Source organism: Haemophilus influenzae (genome assembly GCF_001457655.1).
GTDB classification, from domain to species: Bacteria; Pseudomonadota; Gammaproteobacteria; order Enterobacterales; family Pasteurellaceae; genus Haemophilus; species Haemophilus influenzae.
The window spans coordinates 791,593-815,377 of sequence record NZ_LN831035.1; the positions used below are offsets into that span (position 1 = coordinate 791,593).

The window sequence follows — 23,785 nt, forward strand, 5'->3', positions numbered from 1 at the left end:
TCAATAAGACAGATTTTATCAATTGAAAGTTCAATTATTATAAAATTACGTGATAATTTGCTCGCTATTTACTTCGCCAGTTGCACTGATAAATCTTACTTCAGGTTGCAAATATACACCGAATTTTTCTGCAACAGTTTGGCGAACGTGATGGGCAAGTTTAACTACGTCTTGTCCTGTTGCCCCACTTTTGTTAATTAACACTAATGCTTGTTTTTTATGAACCGCAGCCCCTCCTATTTGAAAACCTTTAAGATTACATTGATCAATCAGCCAGCCTGCCGCTAATTTCACTGAGCCATCTGCTTGTGGAAAGTGCGGTAGATTTTTGTGATGTTTTTTGATTTCCTCAAAATGTTCTGAACTGACAACTGGATTTTTAAAGAAACTCCCTGCATTACCCGTTTCATTTGGATCAGGTAATTTACTTTGACGGATATGACAGACTTCATCAAAAATTTGTTTAGCCGTGATAGTTTTTGGATCGAAGTCTACAAGCGAACCATATTTTAGAATAGGCTGCCAATCTTTTTTAAGCTTTAATCCAACCGCTGTAATCACGTAACCTTGCTGATAACGATGTTTAAAAGTACTTTCACGATAACCAAATTCACATTGTTCTGTGTCGAGTCTAAAGGTTTCATTCGTGTTTAAATTAAGTACATCCACATAATCGCACACATCTTTAAATTCAACGCCATAAGCACCGATATTTTGAATAGGCGCAGATCCTGCACAGCCAGGAATTAAAGCCAGATTTTCTAAGCCATAAATACCATTATTAATAGACCATTCCACCAATTTATGCCAATTTTCGCCGCCATTGACGTGAAGATAGTGAAAATTTGCATCTTGTTCGTGCGTAATCCCCATTAAACGATTTAAAACCACCACGCCATTAAAATCATCCAGAAACAGAACATTACTGCCTTGACCTAAAAAAAGTACGGGTAAATTTTCTGATTTAGAATTCGCCCACACTTGTTGTAGCTGTTCGATACTATGTGCTTCAATAATTTCACGAGCATTAGACTGAATGTGGAAAGTGTGAAAAGGTTGTAAATTTTGCATTTTGATGTCCTAATATAATGTATGTGGCAAGGTAATTTTGACTTGTGTGCCGCCTTGTTCTCGGCGATGAATATGCAATTGTGCATTAAGCTGACGGCAACGTTCCGCCATAATATTCAAGCCGTAATGCCCTTCAGGCTCCTCAAGGTTTGGAATGCCAACCCCATCATCTTCAACTAAAATTTCATACTCGCCTTCCGCATTAATTCTTGCGCTAATTTCAATTACCGTGCCTTGAGAATGTTTGATCGCATTGGTGGTGGCTTCACGTACAATTTGCAGAACGTGAACCAGCTGTTGAGGGTTCAAACTTTGCGATGGTAATTGACAATTCACATTCATTTGCATTGTTGTTTGTGAGCGTAATGAATCAATCACTTGTTTTAGTGCAAGCTGTAAATTCGCTTCTTGTATAGTTAAACGGAAAGTGGCTAAAAGCTCACGTAACTGTGCATAACCACCAGAAAGGGCTTGTTCAAAATTGGCAATAATTGCCAAACTCTTTTCTTTTGATTGTTCGTCTTCTTTCTTCAGGTTATGTTTGAGCAAAGTAAGTTGAATTTGTAAAAATGATAAGACTTGAGCCAAAGAATCGTGCAACTCTCGCGCAATAATTGAGCGTTCTTCCATTAATAAAATCTGTTCTTTCTGACGTAAATTTTTATGGAAATAAAGCGCACGAGCAAGCATTTGCGCTAAATTTTGCATAATTCGGGGATCTGGACAAGGTAATCCTGCTTGCCAAGACAGTACACCTAATTCTTCGTTATCCACAGAAAGGGTTTCGATTTGTAGTTCATTATTAGCATCTTGCTTACCCAATGTAATATCCCAATGTTCAGCCCCCATCACTTCCACTTTAACGAAGTTCAAATGGTCGCTAATAAAAATGTAATGCAAAACTTGATTTAAAATTTTATCGTTAATTGTGTTTGTATTCAGAAGTTGAGCACTTTGATAAAGAGTGCTTAAAGTGCGGTTAGTTTGACGCAACTTTTGCGTTTTTTCGTTTACCGCTTCTTCTAAACGCGAATAAAGCTGTCCCAGTTCTGTGGACATTTGTGTAAATACGCGAGCCAGTGTGCCAAGTTCATTTTGTTTCCTTGTGTCAAGTGGAATATGATTGAATTGACGCATTTGCACTTGCATACTGGCTTTTGTCATTAAATGCAAAGGTTTCACAACTTCTCGGTTTGTGTACCAAATCACATAAGACACCATCAGCAAAATTAACAACATCGCAAAACCTAATACTGAAACGCCTAAAATCCATTTCTGCTCACTAAAACGTTGTAATTCAAACACAAAATAATCAACATCTGCAACATAGTTAGTAAGCTGCTTACTATAGTTTTTTACATCCTGTTGGCGTGCATATTTTTCCATGTTCGTCCAACGTTGCAAAATGTTTTGATAGGAATGTTTTAATACATTCGGTGTGAAAAATTGATTTTGAACTTCCAATAAAGCAGATGAATGAAGACTTATATGATAACGACGTAAGTTCGTTTCCACGCTTCCTGGTTGGTCTTGCATTTCATAAAGCAAACGATAACTTTGCATTCGTAATGAACCAGAAATATTAATAGCTTTCGCATCATATTTATTACTACTTATAATCGCTAAACTCAGAGAACTAATCACGCCAGCAACAATTAAAATAATAAATAAATATTTAGCAATACGAGTTGAAACAGAACGCTTGGTATGCACAGAAAACTCCAGTGGAAATTAAAAAAGTGCGGTAGAATTTTTATTTCTTTTTAAATTTAGCCCAAACTTTATCTTCTTGACCACGCCATAAGCGTTGAATGTTATCGTGATGACGATAAATTAATAGGCAACATACCAAGGCAACAGGAAAAGTAAATTCTGGTTTAAACCACCACACATAAAAAGGCACGAGTAACGCCGTAAGTACCGCACTTAATGAAGAATAGCCACTAATAAGAAAAACAAGGATCCAAGTACCAAACATTGAACCTGCAACAGCCCAAGAAATCGGTGCGATTGCTCCAAAGGCAGTTGCAACACCTTTGCCACCTTTAAATTGAAAGAAAATGGGGAAAATATGCCCTAAACAAGCACCAAGTGCGACCATCCCTAATTCAAATTGGGTTAAACCTAAATAATAACCTGCCCATACAGGAATCATCCCTTTTAACATATCAAAAATAAGCACCGCCAAGGCAGACTTACGATTTCCAATACGTAATACATTCGTCGCACCAGGATTGTGTGAACCATTTTGACGAGGATCAGGCAATCCAGTAAGGCGACAAATTAAAATCGCACTGGAAATAGAGCCTAAAAGATAGGCAAAAAGCATATAAAAAAGGGCGAAAAGGCTCATTTTGTACTCCAGCAAGAAAAACTGTTCGTTATTTTACCCAAAGTTGATAGCATACGCCTACAATAATTTTAGAGGAAACCTTATGGATCGTATTTTTATTGAAGAATTGACTGTTTTTGCACAAATCGGTGTATATGATTGGGAACAGCAAATAAAGCAAAAACTCGTGTTTGATTTGGAAATGGCGTGGGATTGTAAACAAGCAGCAGAAACGGATGATGTTGCATATTGTTTAAATTATGCTGAAGTGAGCCAAGTGATAATTGATTATGTGGAAAGTAAACCTTTCTTGTTGATTGAGCGAGTGGCTTATGAAGTGGCAGAGTTGCTTGAATCACGTTATCAACTTCAAGGATTAAAAATTAAACTGAGTAAACCAAAAGCTGTCGCACAAGCTAGAAATGTTGGCGTGTTGGTTGTTCGTGGTTGTTTAAAATAATGTAGCGACAATGGCTATTAAAAAATCTGACAGGCACGCAATTTAATTGGTGTCTGTCAGATTGGCTTTACACTTTTACCTTGTGTTCTGAATAGTTATTGTTCAGCTTCTAACTCTCCAACACTCACTTTAGTATTATTACCTTTATCGCCGAATTGTTGTTCTTCGCAACCGTTACCTGCATCACAAACTGCAACAGAAACAAGTTTTTCAACATCTAAGCTACTCACTAAATTTGTATTAATGATTTTTTCGCTTGCGTCCGTCACATTCAATTGCTCAGCAGACAAGTTGCTGGCTCGCACACCGTTAATTTTGTCATAAAGTCTAGCAAAACCACGTTCACTGAGTTTGGTAGAATCGCCGTTAATTTTTGTTTGATTAAAGTTTTTCTCACGAGGAAGTTCAAAGAATGTGAAATTTGAATTTGATTTTACCTCAATTTCTACCCCTTTGGAGCTTAAATAAGCTGTCCCACCGTTTGGTGCTAAGGCAGTGATGTCGGCATTTTCAATGGTTGTTTTGGTATTTGCGTTATCACCAATAGTAAATGCCATATTGGCAATATTCGCATCATTATCAATTGAGCCAGGCGCACCATTAATGATCACTTCTTTCCCAGTTCTTCCACCAGTGTTAATTGCGGTAATTTTCAAGTCATCTTTACTGTATTTACCTGCAATTTTTGTATCGCCATCAGTTCTAAAGGTGTAACCCTGATGAGATTTCACAAAAATAGAACTTTTTTCTCCTATTAATTCCCCGATTAAAAACATCGTAGCATAAGGTGCTTTTGCAGATATATCGCTTTTCTCATCGCCCACGATTTTAATATGTGAGTTTACCATTGAGACTTTACCATTCATTCCTAAACGGTTAATTTGACTTGAAATATCTTCTGAATTATCTTTATCAAAAGTAATATCAATCTTGCTCTTATCTAACTTAATTTTTTCTGCCAGTAAATGTACAAATCCATTTTTCAGATTAATCTTACTGTTAGAAATATTAATTTCTGTATCTTTAATAGTTGATCGCCCCGTATTTTTGCTGGCAAACATATCAAAACGATGCCAATAGGCTCTATTCATATCTAAATCTAAATTATAATAATATTTCCAACGGCGTTTGCGTTGATCTAACGAAGATAACTGCGTACGTTCGTCTAAATCTAACACACCGTATTCATATTTTGAAGACTTACCATTTCTATTACGGGATACCCCCCCATCAATGTAAAAATTCGTTTTTCCTGTGGCAACGATGTGATCTAAATTAACTTTTGCAAATCCACCTGCTACAACCACATCATCAACCTGATCAAATACTACATTACGCATATGAACATTAAACTTCTTGCGTTGTGAGTATTCTGTTTTCTGATATCGGTTATCATAATCATCTGGATCGGCACTACGCCCCAATCCCATAGCTCCGTTACCAAGATTTATTTTGCTGTCAGTAATGGTAATATCTGATTGAAAATCTTTCTCATTCTGCAAACTGGTTATAAAAAATAAACGACCTTTTGAATTAATATCCGCATTATTGATCTTAATATGACCTTTGTTAGTTAGCTTTAATAGCGAATCTGAGTCTTTAAAGGAAGCTATATTAATATTTCCTGAAATATTAACCTCATTTCCTTTAAGAGTTACTTTTCCATTATTAGCTAGTAATGAACTTAACGCATCTGTTTGTATAAATGAACCCGTACTATCTTTATCTTCATCTTCAATATTCGCAATACGAATATTTTCATCGTCTGGCACGTCAATATTAACTTCTGTTTTTAATGTTTTATGCTCATCGTTATAGTGTGCTTTACTATCGTCACGCCCAAAGTTACCATTGATATTAACACTTTTGCCTTTAAAATCGATTTTAGGCGAGGTAACTTTTGAGCCAGTTTGAGAAGTGATTTTTATATTGTCTTTAAGTTCCTTATTTGAGGTAACATCAGCCACAAAACTAACCATATCCCCTTTAATATTACTTTTATCATCTAACTTAATTTCATCAGCAGATAACACAACCTTGCCGTTTTTATTGCTAACTTTAGTTGCTTCTAACACACCATTATTCATAACCAAGCTATCTAATGCTTGTTTACGCCCTTTCGCACTTAACGTAATCTCTCCTGCTTTAATGCTCCCTTCATTTTGAACAATACTCTGTACTGCATTATCTTCTAGTGCCACACTTATGCTGCTATCTGGTAAGGTAAATGTGAAATTATAGTCTGAGGATAAATATACTTTGCCATTTGTAGCGTCAATTTCCCCTTCATTGATAACTTTATCGCCATTAAGTACCACGAAATCTTTCGCCTCAATTTTCCCTTCATTGAGAACTTTACCTTCTTTTAGCTCCTGACCATCTTTTGTTTTACGGGTAAATTGATAGCTATTGCCATTGCCATTTTCACTGATTTTCTCTAAATCTTTGGTCGTTGCAAGTAAACCAGCTACATTAATTTGTGCCCCTTTGGTAATAATAACCCCATTAGGGTTTGCTAAATAAACTTTACCGTTTGCCGTCAATTTCCCTTGAATTTGGCTAGCATTGCCGCCAATTACACGGTTATATGCCACAGCATGTTCGCTAGGCTGTATAAATTGCACTTCTTTATCTTTGCCGATGTCAAAACTCTTCCAATTTATTTGAGTTGTAGGTTTTTTTTGAGTAATCGTCATTTTATCTGCAGTTTGAGAAAAATCTGCCTCCCCAACAACTACCTCGTGATCTTGTGGCAAACCCTGTGTAGAGGCATATGCCGCACCAGTGTAAGTGGTCAAAATCATAAGAGAAATTACATTTAATTTATACATAGCATACCTCCTTAGAAAGTTTTAATCATAGAAAGCCAAAATTGGTGCTTATCGGCATTATCAATATTGTTATCAAGCGGTTTGGCGACACTGACATTGATGGCATAGCTGCCAGCATCTGAAAAAGAAAGTCCTGCACCAACGCTTTGTAATTTCACGTTATTTTTCACGCTTTGTGCGAGAGATTGGCTATTTTTATAATATTTCCCGAAACCATAGTCATAGAACAATGAACTAACTAGCACACTTTGGGAAAAGACTGGTAAATAATGTTTGAATTCTGTTTGTATCAAATGCCCTTCATCCACAGAAGCCGCACCAGCTTGATGTCCACGTACTCCAGACAAACCACCAAGCAACATTTTCTGTGAGCTTTCAAGGGTTTTATCGGCAAACTGACCGTTTATACCAATATTGAAAGCAAAAGATTTTGGTAAAATTTGCTCGTGAGACAAGCGGTAGTTATATACCGTAAAATGCGATTGTGGTTGAAAATTCTCTACTGCATTATGTTGTTTTTCACTAGTTTGATTCGCTAAATTACCGAACAAGGTAGATAATGAAAAATAAGTTGTCCCATCTTTAATAAGATTCCAAGAACCGTCAATCCCTGCAGTTAAACTGTTTATTTTCCGTTTTTGTTTCGCATAAACCGCTTGTTGTTTATCCGTAAGGTTTTGATGATTAAAGCTCACTTTAGTACTTAAACGAAAATTTGGTGTACGGATTGTTGGGTGCAACAAATAAGCCCCTAAGGTATGGGAATGCCCTTGAGATTGTAATGATTTAAAATTACCACCTAATTTGTAGTCGAGATAGTTAGCAGTTACACCAAAACGCGTAGAATAACCATCAATTAAAGAGGAATAATCTATACGAGCATTTTTTAAATTAGCCTGATTAGAACTCATTAAATCCAGTTTCAATTCATCGCCCCAGCCATTCAAATTACTGACTTTTGTCCCCGCAGCCAAACGGTAACGCCCTGTATATTTGTTGCCTTGGTTATCTACTGAAACATAACTAGAAAAACGTTTTGCATCGTTAATCTTAATCAGTAAATTCGCTTCGCCGACTTTTTTGCCTGCGGAGAGTTGCAAACCAGCATTTACCCCTGGAACATCGTTTATTGTTAAAGCAAATTTTTCTAACTCATCTTTCAAAATAAATTCGGACGCATTCACTGTTGTATTAGAGAGACGGGATACAAATTTATTGCTTAATGCACTGTGATTTTGCAAGCGTATTTCGCCTACATTACCTTTGAGTAACAAAATTTTTACCGTACCTTGCTCAATTTCCTGCGGTGGTAAAATTGCTTTTGCCACTAAATAATTATTATGACGATAAAATTCGCTGATCTCATTTGCTAAATTACTTAAATCTGACAGCGATACCTCTTTTCCTACATAATTTTTTAAAATATGTGCAAGCTCGTCTGTGACGACTTCTTGATTGTTTCGATCTAAAATCTGTACTTGCTTAAGTGGAAATTTCAGTCCTTGTTTATACTGTGCAGTATAAGGCGAATTTGCCGTTTGATTAAATAATTCGCCACTAGGTTTGGCTTCTGATTGAATTTGACGTTGTTCTAGTTCACGGTTCAATGATCCAGTATCTGGCCGATCTAATGCCATCACTGATTTACTCAAAACAAAGCCTAAACTGACCGCACTTGCAATAACCGAATAACGAGGTCTCATTTTCATTCCTTATGTCCTATTAATTGATAAAATTACAAAAATTGAGGGAAAACAGCTTTAGGGCGTTTTTCCAAAGTAAATTTAGAAGCTATAAACTGCACTAATTTTCGCATTACGACCAGTGCCTTCCATTAAACTAAACGCGGGTTGATATTTTCTATCAAACAAGTTTTCCAGTGCAAAATCTAAACGCAGGTTTTTCCATTCGCCTTTTAATGGCGCATAGGTAGCACGAAGATCGGTCAGTATATAACTTGGGTAGGTAACACTATGATCTTTAGGCACTCGGCGTTGAGCAGCGTAATGGATTACTGTCGCTCCCACCGTGAATTTGTCTTTTACTAAAGCATAATTTACCCCTACGCCGATTTTACTTGCGGCAATGTTTGATAAAGCTTCGCCACTATCTTTATCTTTACCTTTGGTGCTGCCATAGTTAGTAAACAGTGTTAAACGTTCTGTTTGGTATTGAGCTTGCAACTCAATACCGCTTAAACGGGCATTAGTTATGTTTTGATACTGGGATTTTGTTGGCAATGGCAACAATGCTCCATTTGCACTTGCACTTTTATTTGTATTTGCATCATTAAATATTTTTAAGTTAATAAAATCTTTCACATCATTACGGAAATAAGTCGCTTCAATTTTGAATTTATCGCCTTGTTTAAACAGACTATCAAAATGTAGATTTGCGGTAATTTCTTTATTTTTCGCTGTTTCAGGGCGCAAATTTGGATTTGCTACAAATCTATTGATTGTATCTAGCCCTCCAATAAGACTTGCCCCAAAGTGAGCACCACTCACAAACCGCTCTTGCATAGATGGTGCTCGGAAAGCTTCATTATATTTGGCAGTAAAATCTAACCAATTGGTCACTATCCAAGTCAATTTTGTGGCAGGAGATAAATGATTATCCTTGTATTTTACAGTTTTACTTGAGGTATCGTAGTGGTCATAACGTACACTTGGCGAAAGTAGCAATTTTTCCCCAAATAGCGGAATATGGGCGATTAAATAAACGCCTGTAGTGTTTGAATTCGCATTATAGGGGTCCGCTCGAAACTTCGCATCATTACTGTTTTTGCCTCGTTCGGTACGGATTTTATCTCGCATATAATCCACCCCATAAACAAAGGAAATGTGAGATAATTCGGAAGAATTACGTAAATTTATACCTCGGGTAGTCAATTTAGTCTGATCTTTCACACCACTGACTTTACGCTGTTCTTTCTCAATAGTTTTATTGTTATACAGCGCGATATGCGTATTTAGATAAGGATTATCTGGCGTTAAATAATAGTTAAATACCGTGCTTTGATCAGGAATTTGTTGATCAGTTAAATAACTGACACTACCTAAACGTGTTTTCACTCCAGAGTAAAACTCTTCTAGTGATGGTTTGGTTTTCTTTGAACTGTGATACTCTCCGATTTGATCTGTAATTTGTTTATTAGTAAGTTCGTTTTCCACCTCATTATTGCTTGGTGCTGTTTGTTTAAAACGAGTTTCGCGGTGGGATAATTCCACGCGGTTCGCATCATTAATTTGCCAACCAAACTTTGCTAAGCCCCCAAACTGTTTATAGGCGGTATTATTCAGCTTATTGCCTCTACCAGTGCGTAAATTATCCGCATTATTATAGAAACCACTAAGAAGAACATCGAATTTGTCATTTGCCGCAAATACAGACACATCCCTTTCCGATAAATTATTAGCAGTTTGATAACCTTGGCGAATTTTAACTCCGAATTTGTCATTATTTTTCAACAAATCCAAAGCATTTGGCGTACGCATTGCCACAACACCACCCAATGCACCGCTACCCCATAAGGAGCTACTTGGTCCTTTGATTACTTCAATTTCTTGAATAAGTGACATTGGAAGAAAATAAGAACCTCTATGTGCTAAATCAAAATTTTGTCTCACGCCATCAATGACTTGCACAACACGATTATCACTTAACCCTCGGATATTAGGTTTTTGAGCAATGCTTCTCGAACCGCCTCTAACATCAACATTTGGAATGTCTTCTAACGCAGCTGCAACACTAGTAGCTTGTTTGGAAAGAAGACTATCTTTAGATTGTTTTTGTGGCGTATAAGCAAACCTACTTGGATCTCGTGTCGCAATAACGTTGATAGAGTCTAATTCAGTGGATTGTGCTAGCACATTTGCTGTCACTAAGGTTGTTGTAATTGCAAGGGAAAGTTTAGAAAATCGCATCTGTTTTCCTTATTGTAATAATTAAAAATAGGAGAATGGCGATGATAATAATGATGATTATAATAATAATCAATAGGTTTATTTATAATCATTTGCATTTAATTGCGTAAAATTCAAACTAATTTTGGATTTCAATCTGTACCTGCAAAAATTGGACTAAATAAGCAAGAGATTAAGGTATAGATTTTTATGACTAAATATAATTATTTTGACAACAAGTTATTGATTTTTAACTTAAAAAAACTAAAGTTCTTACTTTCCAAAAACAACTTTCAAGTTGGCTATATTAAAACGTTTAACTTAACCATCTAACCTTTGAGATGCAGATCATTTTTTCAAAATAATCCTAATTTTTTCATTTGTTCAATGACGGGTTCGACTTGAATCTCTGCCATCAAATTTTTTCCTTTTAGTTTGGTTGCCCAAGGTAGTTCAGAAGAGGGTTTGCCAAATTCTTTTTGGGCATTTTCTTCATATACAGATACCACGTTATCTAAATTATTATAAGGTGCAGTACGCAAAGGATTGTGATAGGCATACAAGCCAATAACGGGTGTACCTTGTGTTGTCGCAATATGGGCAGGGCCAGAATCTGGCGAAAGTACCAGATCGACCTTAGAAATTAAAGCGGTAAGCTGTTTTAGGTTTGTTTTTCCTGCAATATTGGTTGGCGTGAAATGGCAAAGTGCGGTAATTTTTTCGACTATTTCTAATTCACGTTTCGCTGGCGAACTGCAGAAAATCACATTGATATTATGCTGATGGGCAATATTGGCAATTTCTGCATAACGTTCAATTAGCCAATCTTTTTCTGCTTTGCTAGAGCAAGGGGAAATCAATAAATTTTTACGAGAGAAATCAATAAATTGATCGGCAAATTTATAATCATCTTCTGAAATAGCTAATTCCCATTTCGGTTCTGATTTTGGTACGCCAATATATTCAGCGAAAGCCATAAATCCATCTAATACGTGAGGGGAAAAAGGATCTGTAATACGACGATTTACAAATAGCCATTGTCCTTCGCGAGAACGTTTTTCTCCAAATCCAATTTTGAATTTTGCTTTAATTCCTAAAGAAAGGATTGATGCACGAAATGCTGTTTGCATATTTAATAGCGCATCAAACTGTTTATTTTTTAGTTGTTTCCAGAGTGATAAAATACCTTTCCATCCTGCTTTTTTATCGTAAGGAATGAGCGTGATATTAGGAATGCCCGAAAGCAAACCCATTTCAGTTTTGCCTACAATCCAAGTCATTTCTGTTTGTGGATAATATGCCTGAATGTGCTGAACCACCGCTAAGGCGTGGCAAACATCGCCTACAGCTGACAATCGGAGAATACAAAGGGATTTTGGAGCTTCGGTAAAAAGTGGCATTAACGTTCCTTTATCATTTAATTTGTGCTTATTTTAAAGTAGAATAAGCCCATTTTCTATATCATAACAACGTTCCAATGCACCAATTCCAACAAGATAACCAATATTTTATCTTTAATTTTGACCGCACTTTTGAGCAAGCAACCGAGTTTTTCCAAGTGGAATTTTGGCAAAAACAAGAACGAGTGATAGGAAGTGCAAAAGGTCGAGGCACGACTTATTTCTTGCAAACGGAAGATTGGTTTGGCGTAAATTGTGCTTTGCGTCATTATTATCGCGGTGGAATTTGGGGTAAACTGAACAAAGATCGTTATCGTTTTTCTGCTCTTGAAACTACCCGTAGTTTTGCTGAGTTTCATTTGTTGCAACGTTTGTATGAAGCAGGTTTGCCTGTGCCTAAACCCATTGCCGCACGTATTCAAAAAGGCAAGTTAGGTATTTGCTATCAAGCGGATATTTTGACCGAGAAAATCGAAAATTCGCAGGATTTAACCGCACTTTTACAAACACAAACATTGCCAAAAGAAACTTGGAGGCAAATTGGTCGTTTGATTCGAAAACTACATGATTTACAGATTTGTCATACTGACTTGAATGCACACAATATTTTGCTTCAACAAGCTGAACAAGAGCAAAAATGTTGGTTGATTGATTTTGATAAGTGCGGTAAAAAATCAGGGGATTTTTGGAAAGCACAAAATCTGAACCGTTTAAAACGTTCCTTTGAAAAAGAAGTTGGACGAATGAATATTCAATTTACCGAGCAAAACTGGGCTGATTTAACGGCAGCTTATCATCAATAAAAGGACTAATTATGAAACAAAAAATCGTACTTGCTACAGGCAATAAAGGCAAAGTGAAAGAAATGGCTGATGTTCTATCTGATTTTGGCTTTGAAGTGATTGCGCAAACAGATTTAGGCATTGAAAGCCCAGAAGAAACAGGCTTAACTTTTGTCGAAAATGCGTTATTAAAAGCACGTTATGCATCAGAAAAATCAGGTTTACCTGCTATTGCGGATGATTCTGGCTTGGTGGTTTACGCACTTAATGGCGCACCAGGTCTGTATTCTGCACGTTATGCTGGTGAAGAGGGCAATGATGCTAAAAACCGTGAGAAATTATTGGCAGAGCTTGCTCATGTTGCACAAGATCAACGCCAAGCTAAATTTGTGAGCTGTATCGTGTTTTTACAACATCCAACAGATCCATCGCCAATTATCGCCGAAGGTGAGTGTTGTGGCGTGATTGGTTTTGAAGAAAAAGGCGAAAATGGTTTTGGTTATGACAGTTTATTCTTTAGCCCAGAACAAGGTTGCACATTTGCTGAATTAGAAACGGTTGAGAAGAAAAAAATTTCTCATAGAGCAAAGGCATTGAGTGTTTTAAAAAGTAAATTATAAAGTAAATAAAATTATTTAATCTATCAAAAAAATAACCCAAAAAATAATAATTCACACGTTAATCAGAGATAATTTCATGACAGACAGACAGACAGACAGACAGACAGACAGACAGACAGACAGACAGACAGACAGACAGACAGACAGACAGACAGACAGACAGACAGACAGACAGACAGACAGACAGACAGACAGACAGACAGACAGACAGACAGACAATGAATATTATATTTTCGTCTGACAACTATTATGCACCTTATTTAGCTGTAAGTATTTTTAGTATTATTAAAAACACACCTGAAAAAATGAATTTTTATATTCTTGATATGAAAATAAATCAGGAAAATAAGACCATAATAAATAATTTAGCAAGCGAATATTCTTGTAAAGTATTTTTCTTGCCAGTCTGTGAGTCAGATTTTCAAAACTTTCCAAAAACAATAGATTATATATCTTTAGCTACTTACGCTAGACTAAATTTAACTAAATACATAAAGGATATAGAAAAAGCTATTTATATTGATGTGGACACATTAACAAACTCTTCACTTCAAGAACTTTGGAATATAGATATAACGAACTATTATTTGGCAGCATGTCGAGATACTTTTATTGATGTAAAAAATGAAGCTTATAAAAAAACAATTGGTTTAGAAGGAGATTTTTATTTTAATGCGGGCATATTATTAATTAATTTAAATAAATGGAAAGAAGAAAATATTTTCCAAAAATCAATAAATTGGATGAATAAATACAATAATGTTATGAAATACCAAGATCAAGATATTCTAAATGGTATCTGTAAAGGAAAAGTAAAATTTATTAATAATAGATTTAATTTTACACCAACGGATCGAGATTTGATTAAAAAGGAAAATTTATTATACGTAAAAATGCCAATAGTTATTTCTCATTATTGTGGTCCAAATAAATTTTGGCACAAAAAATGCAGTCACTTAAATTGTCATATAGGAAATTTACTTTTAAAAGAAATGGATAAAATTATTGATATACCATCATCTTGGTATGATCATTTTGAGAAAATCCCTTTTTTAATTAAAATAAAAAGGTTAAGAAAGAGAATAAGAGATAAATTAATATATGGTATCTATTAAAATCAACTGTTTTAATAATTATCAAGGTTACATCTTACTAAATTATTAGTATCTTCTAACTCTGAATTAGCTCAATAGCTTTTATTGCCTATTTTTTAACTAATCTTTTAAAGATTTTTATTTTTTAGAGTAAAAAACTTGACTAAACCAGAGTAAATCTTTATAGTTTGCGAACCTTTTACGGTGAGATGTCCGAGTGGTTGAAGGAGCACGCCTGGAAAGCGTGTATGTGGGAAACTGCATCAAGGGTTCAAATCCCTTTCTCACCGCCATTAATCCCGTCAAATAATATCTATCTCGTTAAAAAATATAAATTTAATCTGTATCTTTCATTAGTCTCTATTTTTATTAAAAGCAATTTAAGAAAAAATTAATCAAACGCTTAGGAAATTCATACGTATTTGCCGATCGGTTTTTTAGATTTTTTGGTGTGTTTTATAAAATAAAATTTCGCTCTGTAGGGCATTGTTTAAGTTTATGAAGTTATTGAAGATAAAGTTGTCGTTTATGTTCTTGTAGTGGATAAGCGTGAATGTACTGAAGTTTACATCGCCTTGCACGATAGGTTAAATCAATCTATATTTAATAAAATATTATTAATATTTTATTAAATATCATCAATTTTTAGTGATTTAATTGTTTCATCTAAAATTAATCTGACAGACATATTATTTTACAATAAGACTGCCAGATTAGATTTTATCTACAGTATTTAGTTTTCAAAAGAATCCTTTAAACGTTCATCAGCTCGGCGAGATTCACTTTTATGTTGAAGTTTATTAAGCTGACGTTCTAATTTTTCTTCCACTTCATTAATTGCTTTATACATATCATCTGAAGTTGCACTGGCTAATAAATTGCCTAAGGGTGTGCCAATAGAGGCTTCGACACTAAATCCATTAGGTACTTTGTTTAAAACAAAATGTGGGCTAATTAACTGCGTTTGCCACTTACCTAACTTCGCAAGTCTTTCCTCCAAGTGTTCACGAATTGCAGGAGTGATGTCCATTTGTTTACTGGTAATATTAAGTGTCATAGCATTTACCTCTTTGTTGCGTGATTTAAATTCTAGTTAATAACAAAATAGTGTTCTTATGTTAGATTTTCAAGTGTTTTAAAGATAAATATCAGAGTAATTTTCAAAAGGATGATCTATGTCTCATGTTTAAATATTTATTATTTTAGAGAAATTATTATATGACGCCCCCTATTGAATTAAAGTACTTTATAAATCCTGTAATTGTTTGTTATACGCGGTAGTGAGTGTTAAAACAATGCGATTTAAACGTTCCGAAGTATAATATTGTTTATCTGATACATTTGGTGTAAAAATAATACCATCTCGGCGCATATGTAAAATAGATACGGTAAGCGCACTTACATCAGCTGTCATAACTTGTTCTATTTGATATTTTATTTCTATAGATTTATCGCCAATTCGTTCTGTTTTTGCCCAATCAGTTGTTAAAATCGAACCATCTGTTGTTGATGAAATACCCTCATCTTTCAATAAACGCTTAACTTGCTGAAGATTATATAGTTTTGCCTGTTGTTTTGGATAGACAATCAACGAACGCTCGCCATCAAATTTTGTTATTGAATTTTGAATAATAGCGAGAGGGATTAATGGTGGGCGAATATCAATATCTTCCCCTTTTTTCACTTCAATATTAGGTAATGAATAGGCATCATCAGCTTTTGGTAACTGTACACCTCCAGTAGCCAAAGGGGAAAAATGGGGAATGCTCGTCTCAGATTTTTGAAATGAATCGTTGGTTGCTTTTAAGGTTTCAGGATTAGACGAACAACCAGCTAGAATAATAGCCGTTACTAAATTCAATATTATTTTTTTCATATATTAACCTTAACTAAATTGAAAATTTGATAAATTCTGACCGCACTTTTTGATCATTTTACTGATCTATAATACATAAAAGTGAGGGGTAATTACTTACCCCTTTATTTTTATAACAATCCTGCGATTTTTAGCGCATCTTCTACTTTTGGTTGAATTTCTTCACTAAGTGTTGTAAGTGGCAAGCGTAAATGTGGCGATTTAATTAAGCCTAAGCGATAAGCTGCCCACTTCACTGGAATTGGATTAGATTCAATGAACAGGTCGTGATGTAAACGCATTAAACGAGCATCAATTTCTTCCGCTTTATCAAAATCTCCCGCAAGTGCATAACGGCACATATCAGCCATATCTTTTGCTGCAATGTTATTTGTTACTGATATTACTCCCTCAGCACCTAATTTTATTGCTTCTAAGCCTGTTGCATCATTGCCACTTAAAACAATAAAATTCTTACCTGCAAGCTGCTTAATTTTAACTATTCGGCTAACATCTCCCGTTGCTTCCTTAATGCCTACAATATTTTCAATTTCAGCTAAACGAGCAACTGTTTCTGGTTTCATATCACTGCCTGTGCGAATAGGAACATTATAAAGAATCTGCGGTAAATCAGTACATTCCGCAATGGCTTTAAAATGTTGATACATTCCCTCTTGGGTTGGTTTATTATAATAAGGCACAACAGATAAACATCCTGCTACACCACTGTCTCGTAATAATTTGGTCATTGTAATTGCTTCACTCGTCGCATTTGCACCCGCTCCCGCAATAATAGGAATACGTCCTTTGGCAAATTCAACAGTCTTTTCAATGACTTTTACATTTTCTTCAATACTTAGCGTGGCGGATTCTCCCGTTGTACCCACAGAAACAAGCGCATTAGAACCAGCTTCAATATGATGTTCTACTAATTTTTCTAAACAGGAAAAATCGACTTCGCCATAATGATTCATTGGCGTAACAAGGGCAACTATGCTACCCGAAAATAAAGGATTTTGCGCTGACATATAACCTCCGTCGGTTTTTAATTTTATTATTTGGTTTCACTTGTTATAGTCGCTAAAATAACGTTAATTTGCAAATTTTTTTTCATTAAAGGAGTTTTTTATGAATCCATTATCTGTTGGTAATCAAGCACCTGCTTTTACCTTATTAAATCAACAAGAAAAATTTGTTTCTTTAAATGATTTTCGTGGTAAAAAAGTTTTAATTTATTTTTATCCAAAGGCTCTCACTCCAGGCTGTACCACACAAGCCTGCGGATTGCGCGACAGTAAATCTGAATTAGATGCACTAGGTTTAGTTGTACTTGGTATTAGTCCTGATGCCCCGAAAAAATTAGCTCAATTTATTGAGAAAAAAGAACTTAATTTCACATTGCTTTCTGATCCTGATCATCAAGTTGCGGAGCAATTTGGCGTATGGGGCGAAAAAAAATTTATGGGGAGAACTTACGACGGTATTCATCGAATTAGTTTTTTAATCAATGAAAGCGGAAATATTATGCAAGTATTTGATAAATTTAAGATAAAAGACCATCATCAAATGATCATTGATTATCTTCGTTCCCTATAATATTTCAAAAAATAACCGCACTTTTCCACATAAAGTGCGGTAAAAAATTCAGAAATTTTTAAATTCAAGGTTTACGCATTATTCAGCCTTTGCTAGAATTCCCCGAGTGATTGAAATTCATTCTCAATTATATTCTCAAAAAAATTTCTCAAATAACAAGGAAAAAAAATGGTACAACTTTTTGATTTTTTACAACAGTACAGTGATTATTTTATCATCGGTTTATTATTACTGATGAGCATTATTATGCTTGCGATGGTAATTGAACGTTATCTTTTTTTAAGAAAGGTAAGCGTGGCACATTATTCTACTATTCATGCATTAGATATTGATTTAAACCGTAATATGACAGTGATTTCTACCATCGGTGCAAATGCGCCTTATGTTGGATTACTTGGTACAGTTATCGGGATTTTATTAACTTTCTATCAAATCGGTCACGGCGGTGGCGACATTGATCCAAGTGTAATTATGTTGCACTTATCTTTAGCATTAAAAGCAACTGCATTAGGTATTCTAGTGGCTATTCCCTCTATGGTGTTTTATAACGGTTTGGGGCGTAAAGTTGAAGTTAATCGTTTAAAATGGAAAGTATTAAGCGAACAAAAAGATAAGGAATAATTCGTGAAAAAATTCGATGAAATCAACATTATCCCTTTCATTGATATTATGTTGGTGCTACTTACTGTGGTGCTTATTACTGCATCTTTTATCTCTCAAGGTAAAATTCAAGTAAATGTACCAAAAGCTAGTACAGCGGTCGCATTTAAATCTGACGAGCTAGCTAAATTATTGACAGTGACAGCGGATAAACAACTCTATTTTAATGATAAACCTATTTCTCAAGAAGCTCTAGAGGCAGAAATTGCTCAATGGAATAAAGATCAGAAAGTAACTTTAAAAATTGATGCCGAAGCCTCTTTCCAAGATTTTGTGACGATTACAGATATGCTTTCTAAAAATGAAATCAAAAATGTGGCAATTGTTTCTATGAAAGATAAGGGAAAAAGTGCGGGTGAAAATTCTCAAGAATCTACTCCTTCCCAATCTGTACCAACTACGCCGTAAGGAATAATTATGCAGCAAACAAAACGTTCGCTATTGGGTTTGCTTATTTCTTTGATCGTACACGGTATTGTTATAGGATTTATCTTATGGAATTGGAATGAGCCAAGTGATAGTGCAAATAGCGCACAAGGCGATATATCTACAAGTATTTCTATGGAACTATTACAGGGCATGGTGTTGGAAGAACCTGCTCCAGAGCCAGAAGATGTACAAAAAGAGCCAGAGCCTGAGCCAGAAGATGTACAAAAAGAGCCAGAGCCTGAGCCAGAAAATGTACAAAAAGAGCCAGAACCAGAAAAACAAGAAATTGTAGAAGATCCAACAATAAAACCTGAACCGAAAAAAATCAAAGAACCAGAAAAGGAAAAGCCAAAACCAAAAGAAAAGCCGAAGAATAAACCTAAAAAAGAGGTTAAACCACAAAAGAAACCAATCAATAAAGAGCTACCAAAAGGCGATGAAAATATTGATTCAAGTGCCAACGTAAATGATAAAGCAAGTACAACAAGTGCAGCTAATAGCAATGCACAGGTAGCAGGAAGTGGAACGGATACGAGTGAAATAGCGGCTTACCGTTCTGCAATCCGCCGTGAAATTGAAAGCCATAAACGTTATCCAACTCGAGCGAAGATAATGCGCAAACAAGGAAAAGTGAGTGTATCTTTTAATGTAGGAGCTGATGGTTCATTAAGTGGTGCTAAGGTTACAAAATCCTCAGGCGATGAAAGTTTAGATAAGGCGGCATTAGACGCTATTAACGTATCTCGCTCTGTTGGAACAAGACCCGCAGGATTCCCTTCGAGTTTAAGTGTGCAAATTAGTTTTACTCTTCAATAAAATGTGATATGGAAGATAAATGGTAGCAATTAATCTTCCCTAAAACTAAAGCTATAAAATTAAGGACTAAATCTATAATCATAGATTTAGTCCTTTTAATTAGTAAAATAAAAAGAGAAGCTCTCTTTTATTCAGCTTCTCTCTGATTTTTATCATTTACTTTTCAATCTATGTCATTTAGAACGGAATATCGTCATCAAATCCATCCATTGGTGGTTCAGCCTGTGGTGCAGATTGTTGTGGAGCTGGGCGAGATGATTGATAACTATTACCATTGTTAGTTTGACGAGCTTGGTAAGAAGATTGTGGCGTACCGCCCATATCATTACCAGAACCACTTGCGTTTTGATTACGTCCACCAAGCATTTGCATTACATCGCCTTGAATTTCTGTGGTGTAACGATCTTGACCGTTTTGATCTTGCCATTTACGCGTTTTTAAACGACCCTCCACATATACTTGAGAACCTTTACGTAAATATTCGCCGCAAATCTCTGCTTGACGACGATAGAATACAATGCGGTGCCATTCTGTTACTTCACGGCGTTCGCCAGTATTACGATCGTTCCAGCTTTCACTGGTTGCTACGCTGATATTTGCAACGGCATCGCCGTTTGGCATAGTACGAATTTCAGGATCATTACCTAAATGACCTACAATAATGACTTTATTAATTCCAGCCATAAAAAAACCTCATTTTTTATCTAAAAAAGTGCGGTTATTTTGCCTGAAATTTTTTAAAAGATCTATATATTTTAACTGGATATTTGCACAGATATTAAAATATGCGATAATGATCGCAAAATTTACATTTATTTCATACTTTTGAGTTATTTTATGGAAAATATCGATATTCGCGGGGCTAGAACCCATAACCTGAAAAATATTAATTTAACTATTCCACGCAATAAACTTGTGGTGATTACTGGGCTTTCAGGTTCGGGAAAATCCTCTTTAGCCTTTGATACACTTTATGCGGAAGGGCAACGCCGCTATGTTGAATCTCTTTCGGCGTATGCACGCCAGTTTTTATCTTTAATGGAAAAGCCTGATGTGGATTCTATTGAGGGACTTTCCCCTGCAATTTCCATTGAACAAAAATCTACCTCACACAATCCACGTTCTACGGTGGGAACAATTACGGAAATTTATGATTATTTACGTTTATTGTTTGCACGAGTAGGGGAGCCACGTTGTCCCGATCATAATGTTCCATTAACGGCACAAACGATTAGTCAAATGGTGGATAAAGTATTAAGTTTGCCAGAAGACAGCAAGATGATGTTACTTGCACCAGTTGTCAAAAATCGAAAAGGCGAACATCTCAAGATTTTAGAAAATATTGCTGCGCAAGGTTATATTCGTGCGCGTATTGATGGCGAAATTTGCGATTTATCTGATCCGCCAAAATTAGCCTTACAGAAAAAACATACTATTGAAGTAGTGGTTGATCGTTTTAAAGTGCGGTCAGATTTAGCAACACGTTTAGCAGAGTCTTTTGAAACCGCATTAGAGCTTTCAGGTGGCACTGCAATTGTGGCAGAAATGGATAATCCGAAAGCAGAAGAATTAGTTTTTTCAGCAAATTTTGCTTGTCCGCATTGTGGTTATTCTGTGCCAGAATTAGAGCCTCGTTTATTTTCCTTTAACAATCCTGCAGGTGCTTGCCCAACTTGTGATGGCTTGGGTGTGCAGCAATATTTTGATGAAGATCGTGTGGTGCAAAATCCAACTATTTCTCTTGCTGGTGGTGCGGTAAAAGGTTGGGATCGTCGTAATTTCTATTATTATCAAATGCTTACATCATTGGCGAAACATTATCATTTTGATGTTGAAGCCCCTTATGAATCTTTGCCAAAGAAAATTCAACACATCATTATGCAGGGCTCAGGAAAAGAGGAAATTGAATTCCAATATATGAATGATCGTGGCGATGTGGTTATTCGCAAGCATCCTTTTGAAGGGATTTTGAATAATATGGCTCGCCGATATAAAGAAACGGAATCAATGTCGGTGCGTGAAGAATTAGCGAAAAATATTAGCAATCGACCTTGTATAGATTGTGGCGGCTCTCGTTTGCGACCCGAAGCGCGTAATGTGTATATTGGAAAAACCAATTTGCCGATAATTGCGGAAAAAAGCATTGGCGAAACCCTCGAATTTTTTACCGCACTTTCTCTCACAGGTCAAAAAGCACAAATTGCGGAAAAAATTCTTAAAGAAATCCACGAGCGTTTGCAGTTTTTAGTGAATGTAGGTTTGAATTATCTTTCTCTTTCTCGTTCAGCTGAAACTCTTTCAGGTGGGGAAGCGCAACGTATTCGCCTTGCGAGTCAAATTGGTGCGGGACTTGTTGGCGTAATGTATGTATTAGATGAACCCTCTATTGGCTTGCACCAACGTGATAATGAACGCTTACTTAATACGTTAATTCATTTGCGTAATCTTGGTAATACGGTAATTGTCGTGGAACACGATGAAGACGCGATTCGTGCAGCTGACCATATTATTGATATTGGGCCTGGTGCTGGCGTGCATGGCGGACAAGTTATTGCGCAAGGAAATGCCGATGAAATTATGCTCAATCCAAATTCCATCACGGGAAAATTTTTATCGGGCGCAGATAAAATCGAAATTCCTAAAAAACGCACCGCACTTGATAAGAAAAAATGGCTCAAACTTAAAGGTGCATCAGGTAATAACTTAAAAAATGTGAATTTAGATATTCCCGTTGGTTTGTTTACTTGCGTAACTGGTGTGTCTGGTTCGGGAAAATCCACACTTATTAATGACACCTTATTTCCACTTGCGCAAAATGCATTAAATAGAGCGGAAAAAACCGATTACGCACCTTATCAATCTATTGAGGGATTAGAACATTTCGATAAAGTTATTGATATTAACCAAAGCCCGATTGGGCGTACGCCACGTTCAAATCCAGCCACTTATACAGGCTTATTTACCCCAATTCGCGAGCTTTTTGCAGGGGTGCCAGAGGCACGTGCGCGCGGTTATAATCCAGGACGTTTTAGCTTTAACGTGCGAGGTGGACGCTGTGAAGCCTGTCAGGGCGATGGTGTACTCAAAGTTGAAATGCACTTTTTACCCGATGTTTATGTTCCTTGCGATCAATGTAAAGGTAAACGCTATAATCGCGAAACCTTAGAAATTCGTTATAAAGGCAAAACCATCCATCAAGTTTTAGATATGACGGTGGAAGAAGCTCGCGAGTTTTTTGATGCGATTCCAATGATTGCAAGAAAATTACAAACCTTGATGGATGTGGGATTATCCTATATTCGATTAGGTCAATCTTCCACAACACTTTCAGGCGGCGAAGCCCAGCGCGTTAAGCTAGCGACTGAGCTTTCTAAACGTGATACAGGTAAAACCTTATATATTTTAGATGAACCGACGACTGGTTTGCATTTCGCTGACATTAAGCAATTACTTGAAGTACTGCATCGATTACGCGACCAAGGAAATACTATTGTCGTCATTGAACACAATCTTGATGTGATTAAAACCGCAGACTGGATTGTCGATCTTGGCCCAGAGGGAGGCAGTGGCGGCGGACAAATTATTGCGACGGGTACACCAGAGCAAGTTGCCAAAGTAGAAAGTTCCCACACCGCCCGCTTCCTTAAACCGATTTTAGAAAAACCTTAGAAAAAATGACCGCACTTTCAGAGAAAACTCACATAAAGTGCGGTTATTTTATTAGTGATATTGTTTTAATTTTAGTTATCTGTATAAATTACATACAATATTAATCCATCGCAAGATTAGATTACCCACTAAGTATTAAGCAAAAACCTAGAAATTTTGGCTTAATTACTATATAGTTTTACTCATTTATTTTCTTTTGTGCCTTTTAGTTCGTTTTTTTAGCTGAAATCCCTTAGAAAATCACCGCACTTTTATTGTTCAATAG

General features: G+C 36.0%; 20 protein-coding genes and 1 tRNA gene. 10 read left to right on the top strand and 11 right to left on the bottom strand.

Annotated features, from left to right (window positions below; all coding sequences use genetic code 11):
• Positions 1–45: 45 nt before the first annotated feature.
• The 3 genes from murB to plsY are packed head-to-tail and all read right to left on the bottom strand — an operon-like array spanning position 46 to position 3,424.
• Positions 46–1,071 (bottom strand): UDP-N-acetylmuramate dehydrogenase, encoded by a 1,026-nt coding sequence (murB, locus tag AT683_RS04065; protein ID WP_011271957.1) that lies wholly within the window; start codon positions 1,069–1,071, stop codon positions 46–48.
• Between the two features lie 9 nt (positions 1,072–1,080).
• Positions 1,081–2,784, bottom strand: a complete 1,704-nt coding sequence (gene narQ, locus AT683_RS04070; RefSeq protein WP_058222188.1) for a nitrate/nitrite two-component system sensor histidine kinase NarQ — start codon at positions 2,782–2,784, stop codon at positions 1,081–1,083.
• A 40-nt stretch (positions 2,785–2,824) separates the two neighbouring features.
• Positions 2,825–3,424, bottom strand: a complete 600-nt coding sequence (plsY, locus tag AT683_RS04075) for a glycerol-3-phosphate 1-O-acyltransferase PlsY (protein ID WP_050838121.1) — start codon at positions 3,422–3,424, stop codon at positions 2,825–2,827.
• A gap of 82 nt (positions 3,425–3,506) precedes the next feature.
• Here plsY and folB point away from each other — a divergent pair, with 82 nt between their 5' ends.
• Positions 3,507–3,863 carry a dihydroneopterin aldolase gene (gene folB, locus AT683_RS04080; protein ID WP_050846032.1) on the top strand — a complete coding sequence of 119 codons (357 nt, stop codon included), beginning with the start codon at positions 3,507–3,509 and terminating at the stop codon, positions 3,861–3,863.
• 95 nt (positions 3,864–3,958) lie between these two features.
• Here the strand turns inward: folB and AT683_RS04085 are convergent, their stop codons facing one another.
• From AT683_RS04085 to AT683_RS04100, 4 genes are all read right to left on the bottom strand, one after another.
• Entirely contained in the window at positions 3,959–6,694 is a 2,736-nt protein-coding gene (locus tag AT683_RS04085; RefSeq protein WP_050846031.1) for a filamentous hemagglutinin N-terminal domain-containing protein, read from the bottom strand.
• A gap of 11 nt (positions 6,695–6,705) precedes the next feature.
• Complete coding sequence (hxuB, locus tag AT683_RS04090; RefSeq protein ID WP_050846030.1) at positions 6,706–8,403, bottom strand: heme/hemopexin-binding protein HxuB; 1,698 nt, start codon at positions 8,401–8,403, stop codon at positions 6,706–6,708.
• Between the two features lie 75 nt (positions 8,404–8,478).
• Entirely contained in the window at positions 8,479–10,620 is a 2,142-nt protein-coding gene (locus AT683_RS04095; RefSeq protein ID WP_050846029.1) for a TonB-dependent hemoglobin/transferrin/lactoferrin family receptor, read from the bottom strand.
• Between the two features lie 335 nt (positions 10,621–10,955).
• On the bottom strand, positions 10,956–11,999 hold the full coding sequence (locus AT683_RS04100) for a glycosyltransferase family 9 protein (RefSeq protein ID WP_021034358.1): 1,044 nt from the start codon (positions 11,997–11,999) through the stop codon (positions 10,956–10,958).
• A gap of 77 nt (positions 12,000–12,076) precedes the next feature.
• Between AT683_RS04100 and AT683_RS04105 the strand changes: the two genes are divergently transcribed.
• The 4 genes from AT683_RS04105 to AT683_RS04120 all read left to right on the top strand — a co-directional run bounded on the left by AT683_RS04105 (position 12,077) and on the right by AT683_RS04120 (position 14,788).
• A complete protein-coding gene (locus AT683_RS04105; RefSeq protein ID WP_050829076.1) occupies positions 12,077–12,802 on the top strand; it encodes a 3-deoxy-D-manno-octulosonic acid kinase in 726 nt (241 codons plus the stop codon).
• An 11-nt stretch (positions 12,803–12,813) separates the two neighbouring features.
• Complete coding sequence (rdgB, locus tag AT683_RS04110; protein WP_050846028.1) at positions 12,814–13,401, top strand: RdgB/HAM1 family non-canonical purine NTP pyrophosphatase; 588 nt, start codon at positions 12,814–12,816, stop codon at positions 13,399–13,401.
• Between the two features lie 218 nt (positions 13,402–13,619).
• Positions 13,620–14,516, top strand: coding sequence for a glycosyltransferase family 8 protein (locus AT683_RS04115; protein WP_058222189.1), 897 nt, complete (start codon positions 13,620–13,622; stop codon positions 14,514–14,516).
• Positions 14,517–14,698: 182 nt separating this feature from the next.
• Positions 14,699–14,788 (top strand) — tRNA-Ser (locus AT683_RS04120).
• Positions 14,789–15,228: 440 nt separating this feature from the next.
• Here AT683_RS04120 and hpf read toward each other — a convergent pair.
• The 3 genes from hpf to dapA form a co-directional block, all read right to left on the bottom strand.
• Positions 15,229–15,552, bottom strand: a complete 324-nt coding sequence (gene hpf / locus AT683_RS04125; RefSeq protein WP_005653397.1) for a ribosome hibernation-promoting factor, HPF/YfiA family — start codon at positions 15,550–15,552, stop codon at positions 15,229–15,231.
• 189 nt (positions 15,553–15,741) lie between these two features.
• The gene (gene bamC / locus AT683_RS04130; RefSeq protein WP_038439193.1) at positions 15,742–16,371 is read right to left on the bottom strand and encodes an outer membrane protein assembly factor BamC; all 630 of its coding nucleotides are present in this window, start codon (positions 16,369–16,371) and stop codon (positions 15,742–15,744) included.
• A gap of 110 nt (positions 16,372–16,481) precedes the next feature.
• Entirely contained in the window at positions 16,482–17,378 is an 897-nt protein-coding gene (dapA, locus tag AT683_RS04135; RefSeq protein WP_050846026.1) for a 4-hydroxy-tetrahydrodipicolinate synthase, read from the bottom strand.
• A 100-nt stretch (positions 17,379–17,478) separates the two neighbouring features.
• On the opposite strand from dapA, the gene bcp reads away from it, so the two are divergent.
• From bcp to AT683_RS04155, 4 genes are all read left to right on the top strand, one after another.
• Positions 17,479–17,946 carry a thioredoxin-dependent thiol peroxidase gene (bcp, locus tag AT683_RS04140; protein WP_005668209.1) on the top strand — a complete coding sequence of 156 codons (468 nt, stop codon included), beginning with the start codon at positions 17,479–17,481 and terminating at the stop codon, positions 17,944–17,946.
• 168 nt (positions 17,947–18,114) lie between these two features.
• On the top strand, positions 18,115–18,567 hold the full coding sequence (gene exbB, locus AT683_RS04145) for a TonB-system energizer ExbB (RefSeq protein WP_005648856.1): 453 nt from the start codon (positions 18,115–18,117) through the stop codon (positions 18,565–18,567).
• Between the two features lie 3 nt (positions 18,568–18,570).
• Positions 18,571–19,014, top strand: a complete 444-nt coding sequence (gene exbD, locus AT683_RS04150) for a TonB system transport protein ExbD (RefSeq protein ID WP_005648853.1) — start codon at positions 18,571–18,573, stop codon at positions 19,012–19,014.
• Between the two features lie 9 nt (positions 19,015–19,023).
• Positions 19,024–19,851, top strand: coding sequence for an energy transducer TonB (locus AT683_RS04155; RefSeq protein WP_058222190.1), 828 nt, complete (start codon positions 19,024–19,026; stop codon positions 19,849–19,851).
• A gap of 177 nt (positions 19,852–20,028) precedes the next feature.
• Here AT683_RS04155 and AT683_RS04160 read toward each other — a convergent pair whose 3' ends face one another.
• Positions 20,029–20,535 (bottom strand): single-stranded DNA-binding protein, encoded by a 507-nt coding sequence (locus AT683_RS04160; protein ID WP_042593471.1) that lies wholly within the window; start codon positions 20,533–20,535, stop codon positions 20,029–20,031.
• A 153-nt stretch (positions 20,536–20,688) separates the two neighbouring features.
• Between AT683_RS04160 and uvrA the strand changes: the two genes are divergently transcribed.
• A complete protein-coding gene (uvrA, locus tag AT683_RS04165) occupies positions 20,689–23,520 on the top strand; it encodes an excinuclease ABC subunit UvrA (protein ID WP_058222191.1) in 2,832 nt (943 codons plus the stop codon).
• Positions 23,521–23,785: the final 265 nt, after the last annotated feature.

Bases quoted from the DNA above. Each gene is read 5' to 3' on its own strand.
- AT683_RS04100 (WP_021034358.1), bottom strand. From the start codon at position 11,999: ATGCCACTTTTTACCGAAGCTCCAAAATCCCTTTGTATTCTCCGATTG.
- bcp (WP_005668209.1), top strand. From the start codon at position 17,479: ATGAATCCATTATCTGTTGGTAATCAAGCACCTGCTTTTACCTTATTA.
- folB (WP_050846032.1), top strand. From the start codon at position 3,507: ATGGATCGTATTTTTATTGAAGAATTGACTGTTTTTGCACAAATCGGT.
- uvrA (WP_058222191.1), top strand. From the start codon at position 20,689: ATGGAAAATATCGATATTCGCGGGGCTAGAACCCATAACCTGAAAAAT.
- exbB (WP_005648856.1), top strand. From the start codon at position 18,115: ATGGTACAACTTTTTGATTTTTTACAACAGTACAGTGATTATTTTATC.
- AT683_RS04105 (WP_050829076.1), top strand. From the start codon at position 12,077: ATGCACCAATTCCAACAAGATAACCAATATTTTATCTTTAATTTTGAC.
- AT683_RS04115 (WP_058222189.1), top strand. From the start codon at position 13,620: ATGAATATTATATTTTCGTCTGACAACTATTATGCACCTTATTTAGCT.
- AT683_RS04095 (WP_050846029.1), bottom strand. From the start codon at position 10,620: ATGCGATTTTCTAAACTTTCCCTTGCAATTACAACAACCTTAGTGACA.
- AT683_RS04160 (WP_042593471.1), bottom strand. From the start codon at position 20,535: ATGGCTGGAATTAATAAAGTCATTATTGTAGGTCATTTAGGTAATGAT.
- dapA (WP_050846026.1), bottom strand. From the start codon at position 17,378: ATGTCAGCGCAAAATCCTTTATTTTCGGGTAGCATAGTTGCCCTTGTT.
- murB (WP_011271957.1), bottom strand. From the start codon at position 1,071: ATGCAAAATTTACAACCTTTTCACACTTTCCACATTCAGTCTAATGCT.
- hxuB (WP_050846030.1), bottom strand. From the start codon at position 8,403: ATGAAAATGAGACCTCGTTATTCGGTTATTGCAAGTGCGGTCAGTTTA.
- AT683_RS04155 (WP_058222190.1), top strand. From the start codon at position 19,024: ATGCAGCAAACAAAACGTTCGCTATTGGGTTTGCTTATTTCTTTGATC.
- bamC (WP_038439193.1), bottom strand. From the start codon at position 16,371: ATGAAAAAAATAATATTGAATTTAGTAACGGCTATTATTCTAGCTGGT.
- AT683_RS04085 (WP_050846031.1), bottom strand. From the start codon at position 6,694: ATGTATAAATTAAATGTAATTTCTCTTATGATTTTGACCACTTACACT.
- plsY (WP_050838121.1), bottom strand. From the start codon at position 3,424: ATGAGCCTTTTCGCCCTTTTTTATATGCTTTTTGCCTATCTTTTAGGC.
- hpf (WP_005653397.1), bottom strand. From the start codon at position 15,552: ATGACACTTAATATTACCAGTAAACAAATGGACATCACTCCTGCAATT.
- rdgB (WP_050846028.1), top strand. From the start codon at position 12,814: ATGAAACAAAAAATCGTACTTGCTACAGGCAATAAAGGCAAAGTGAAA.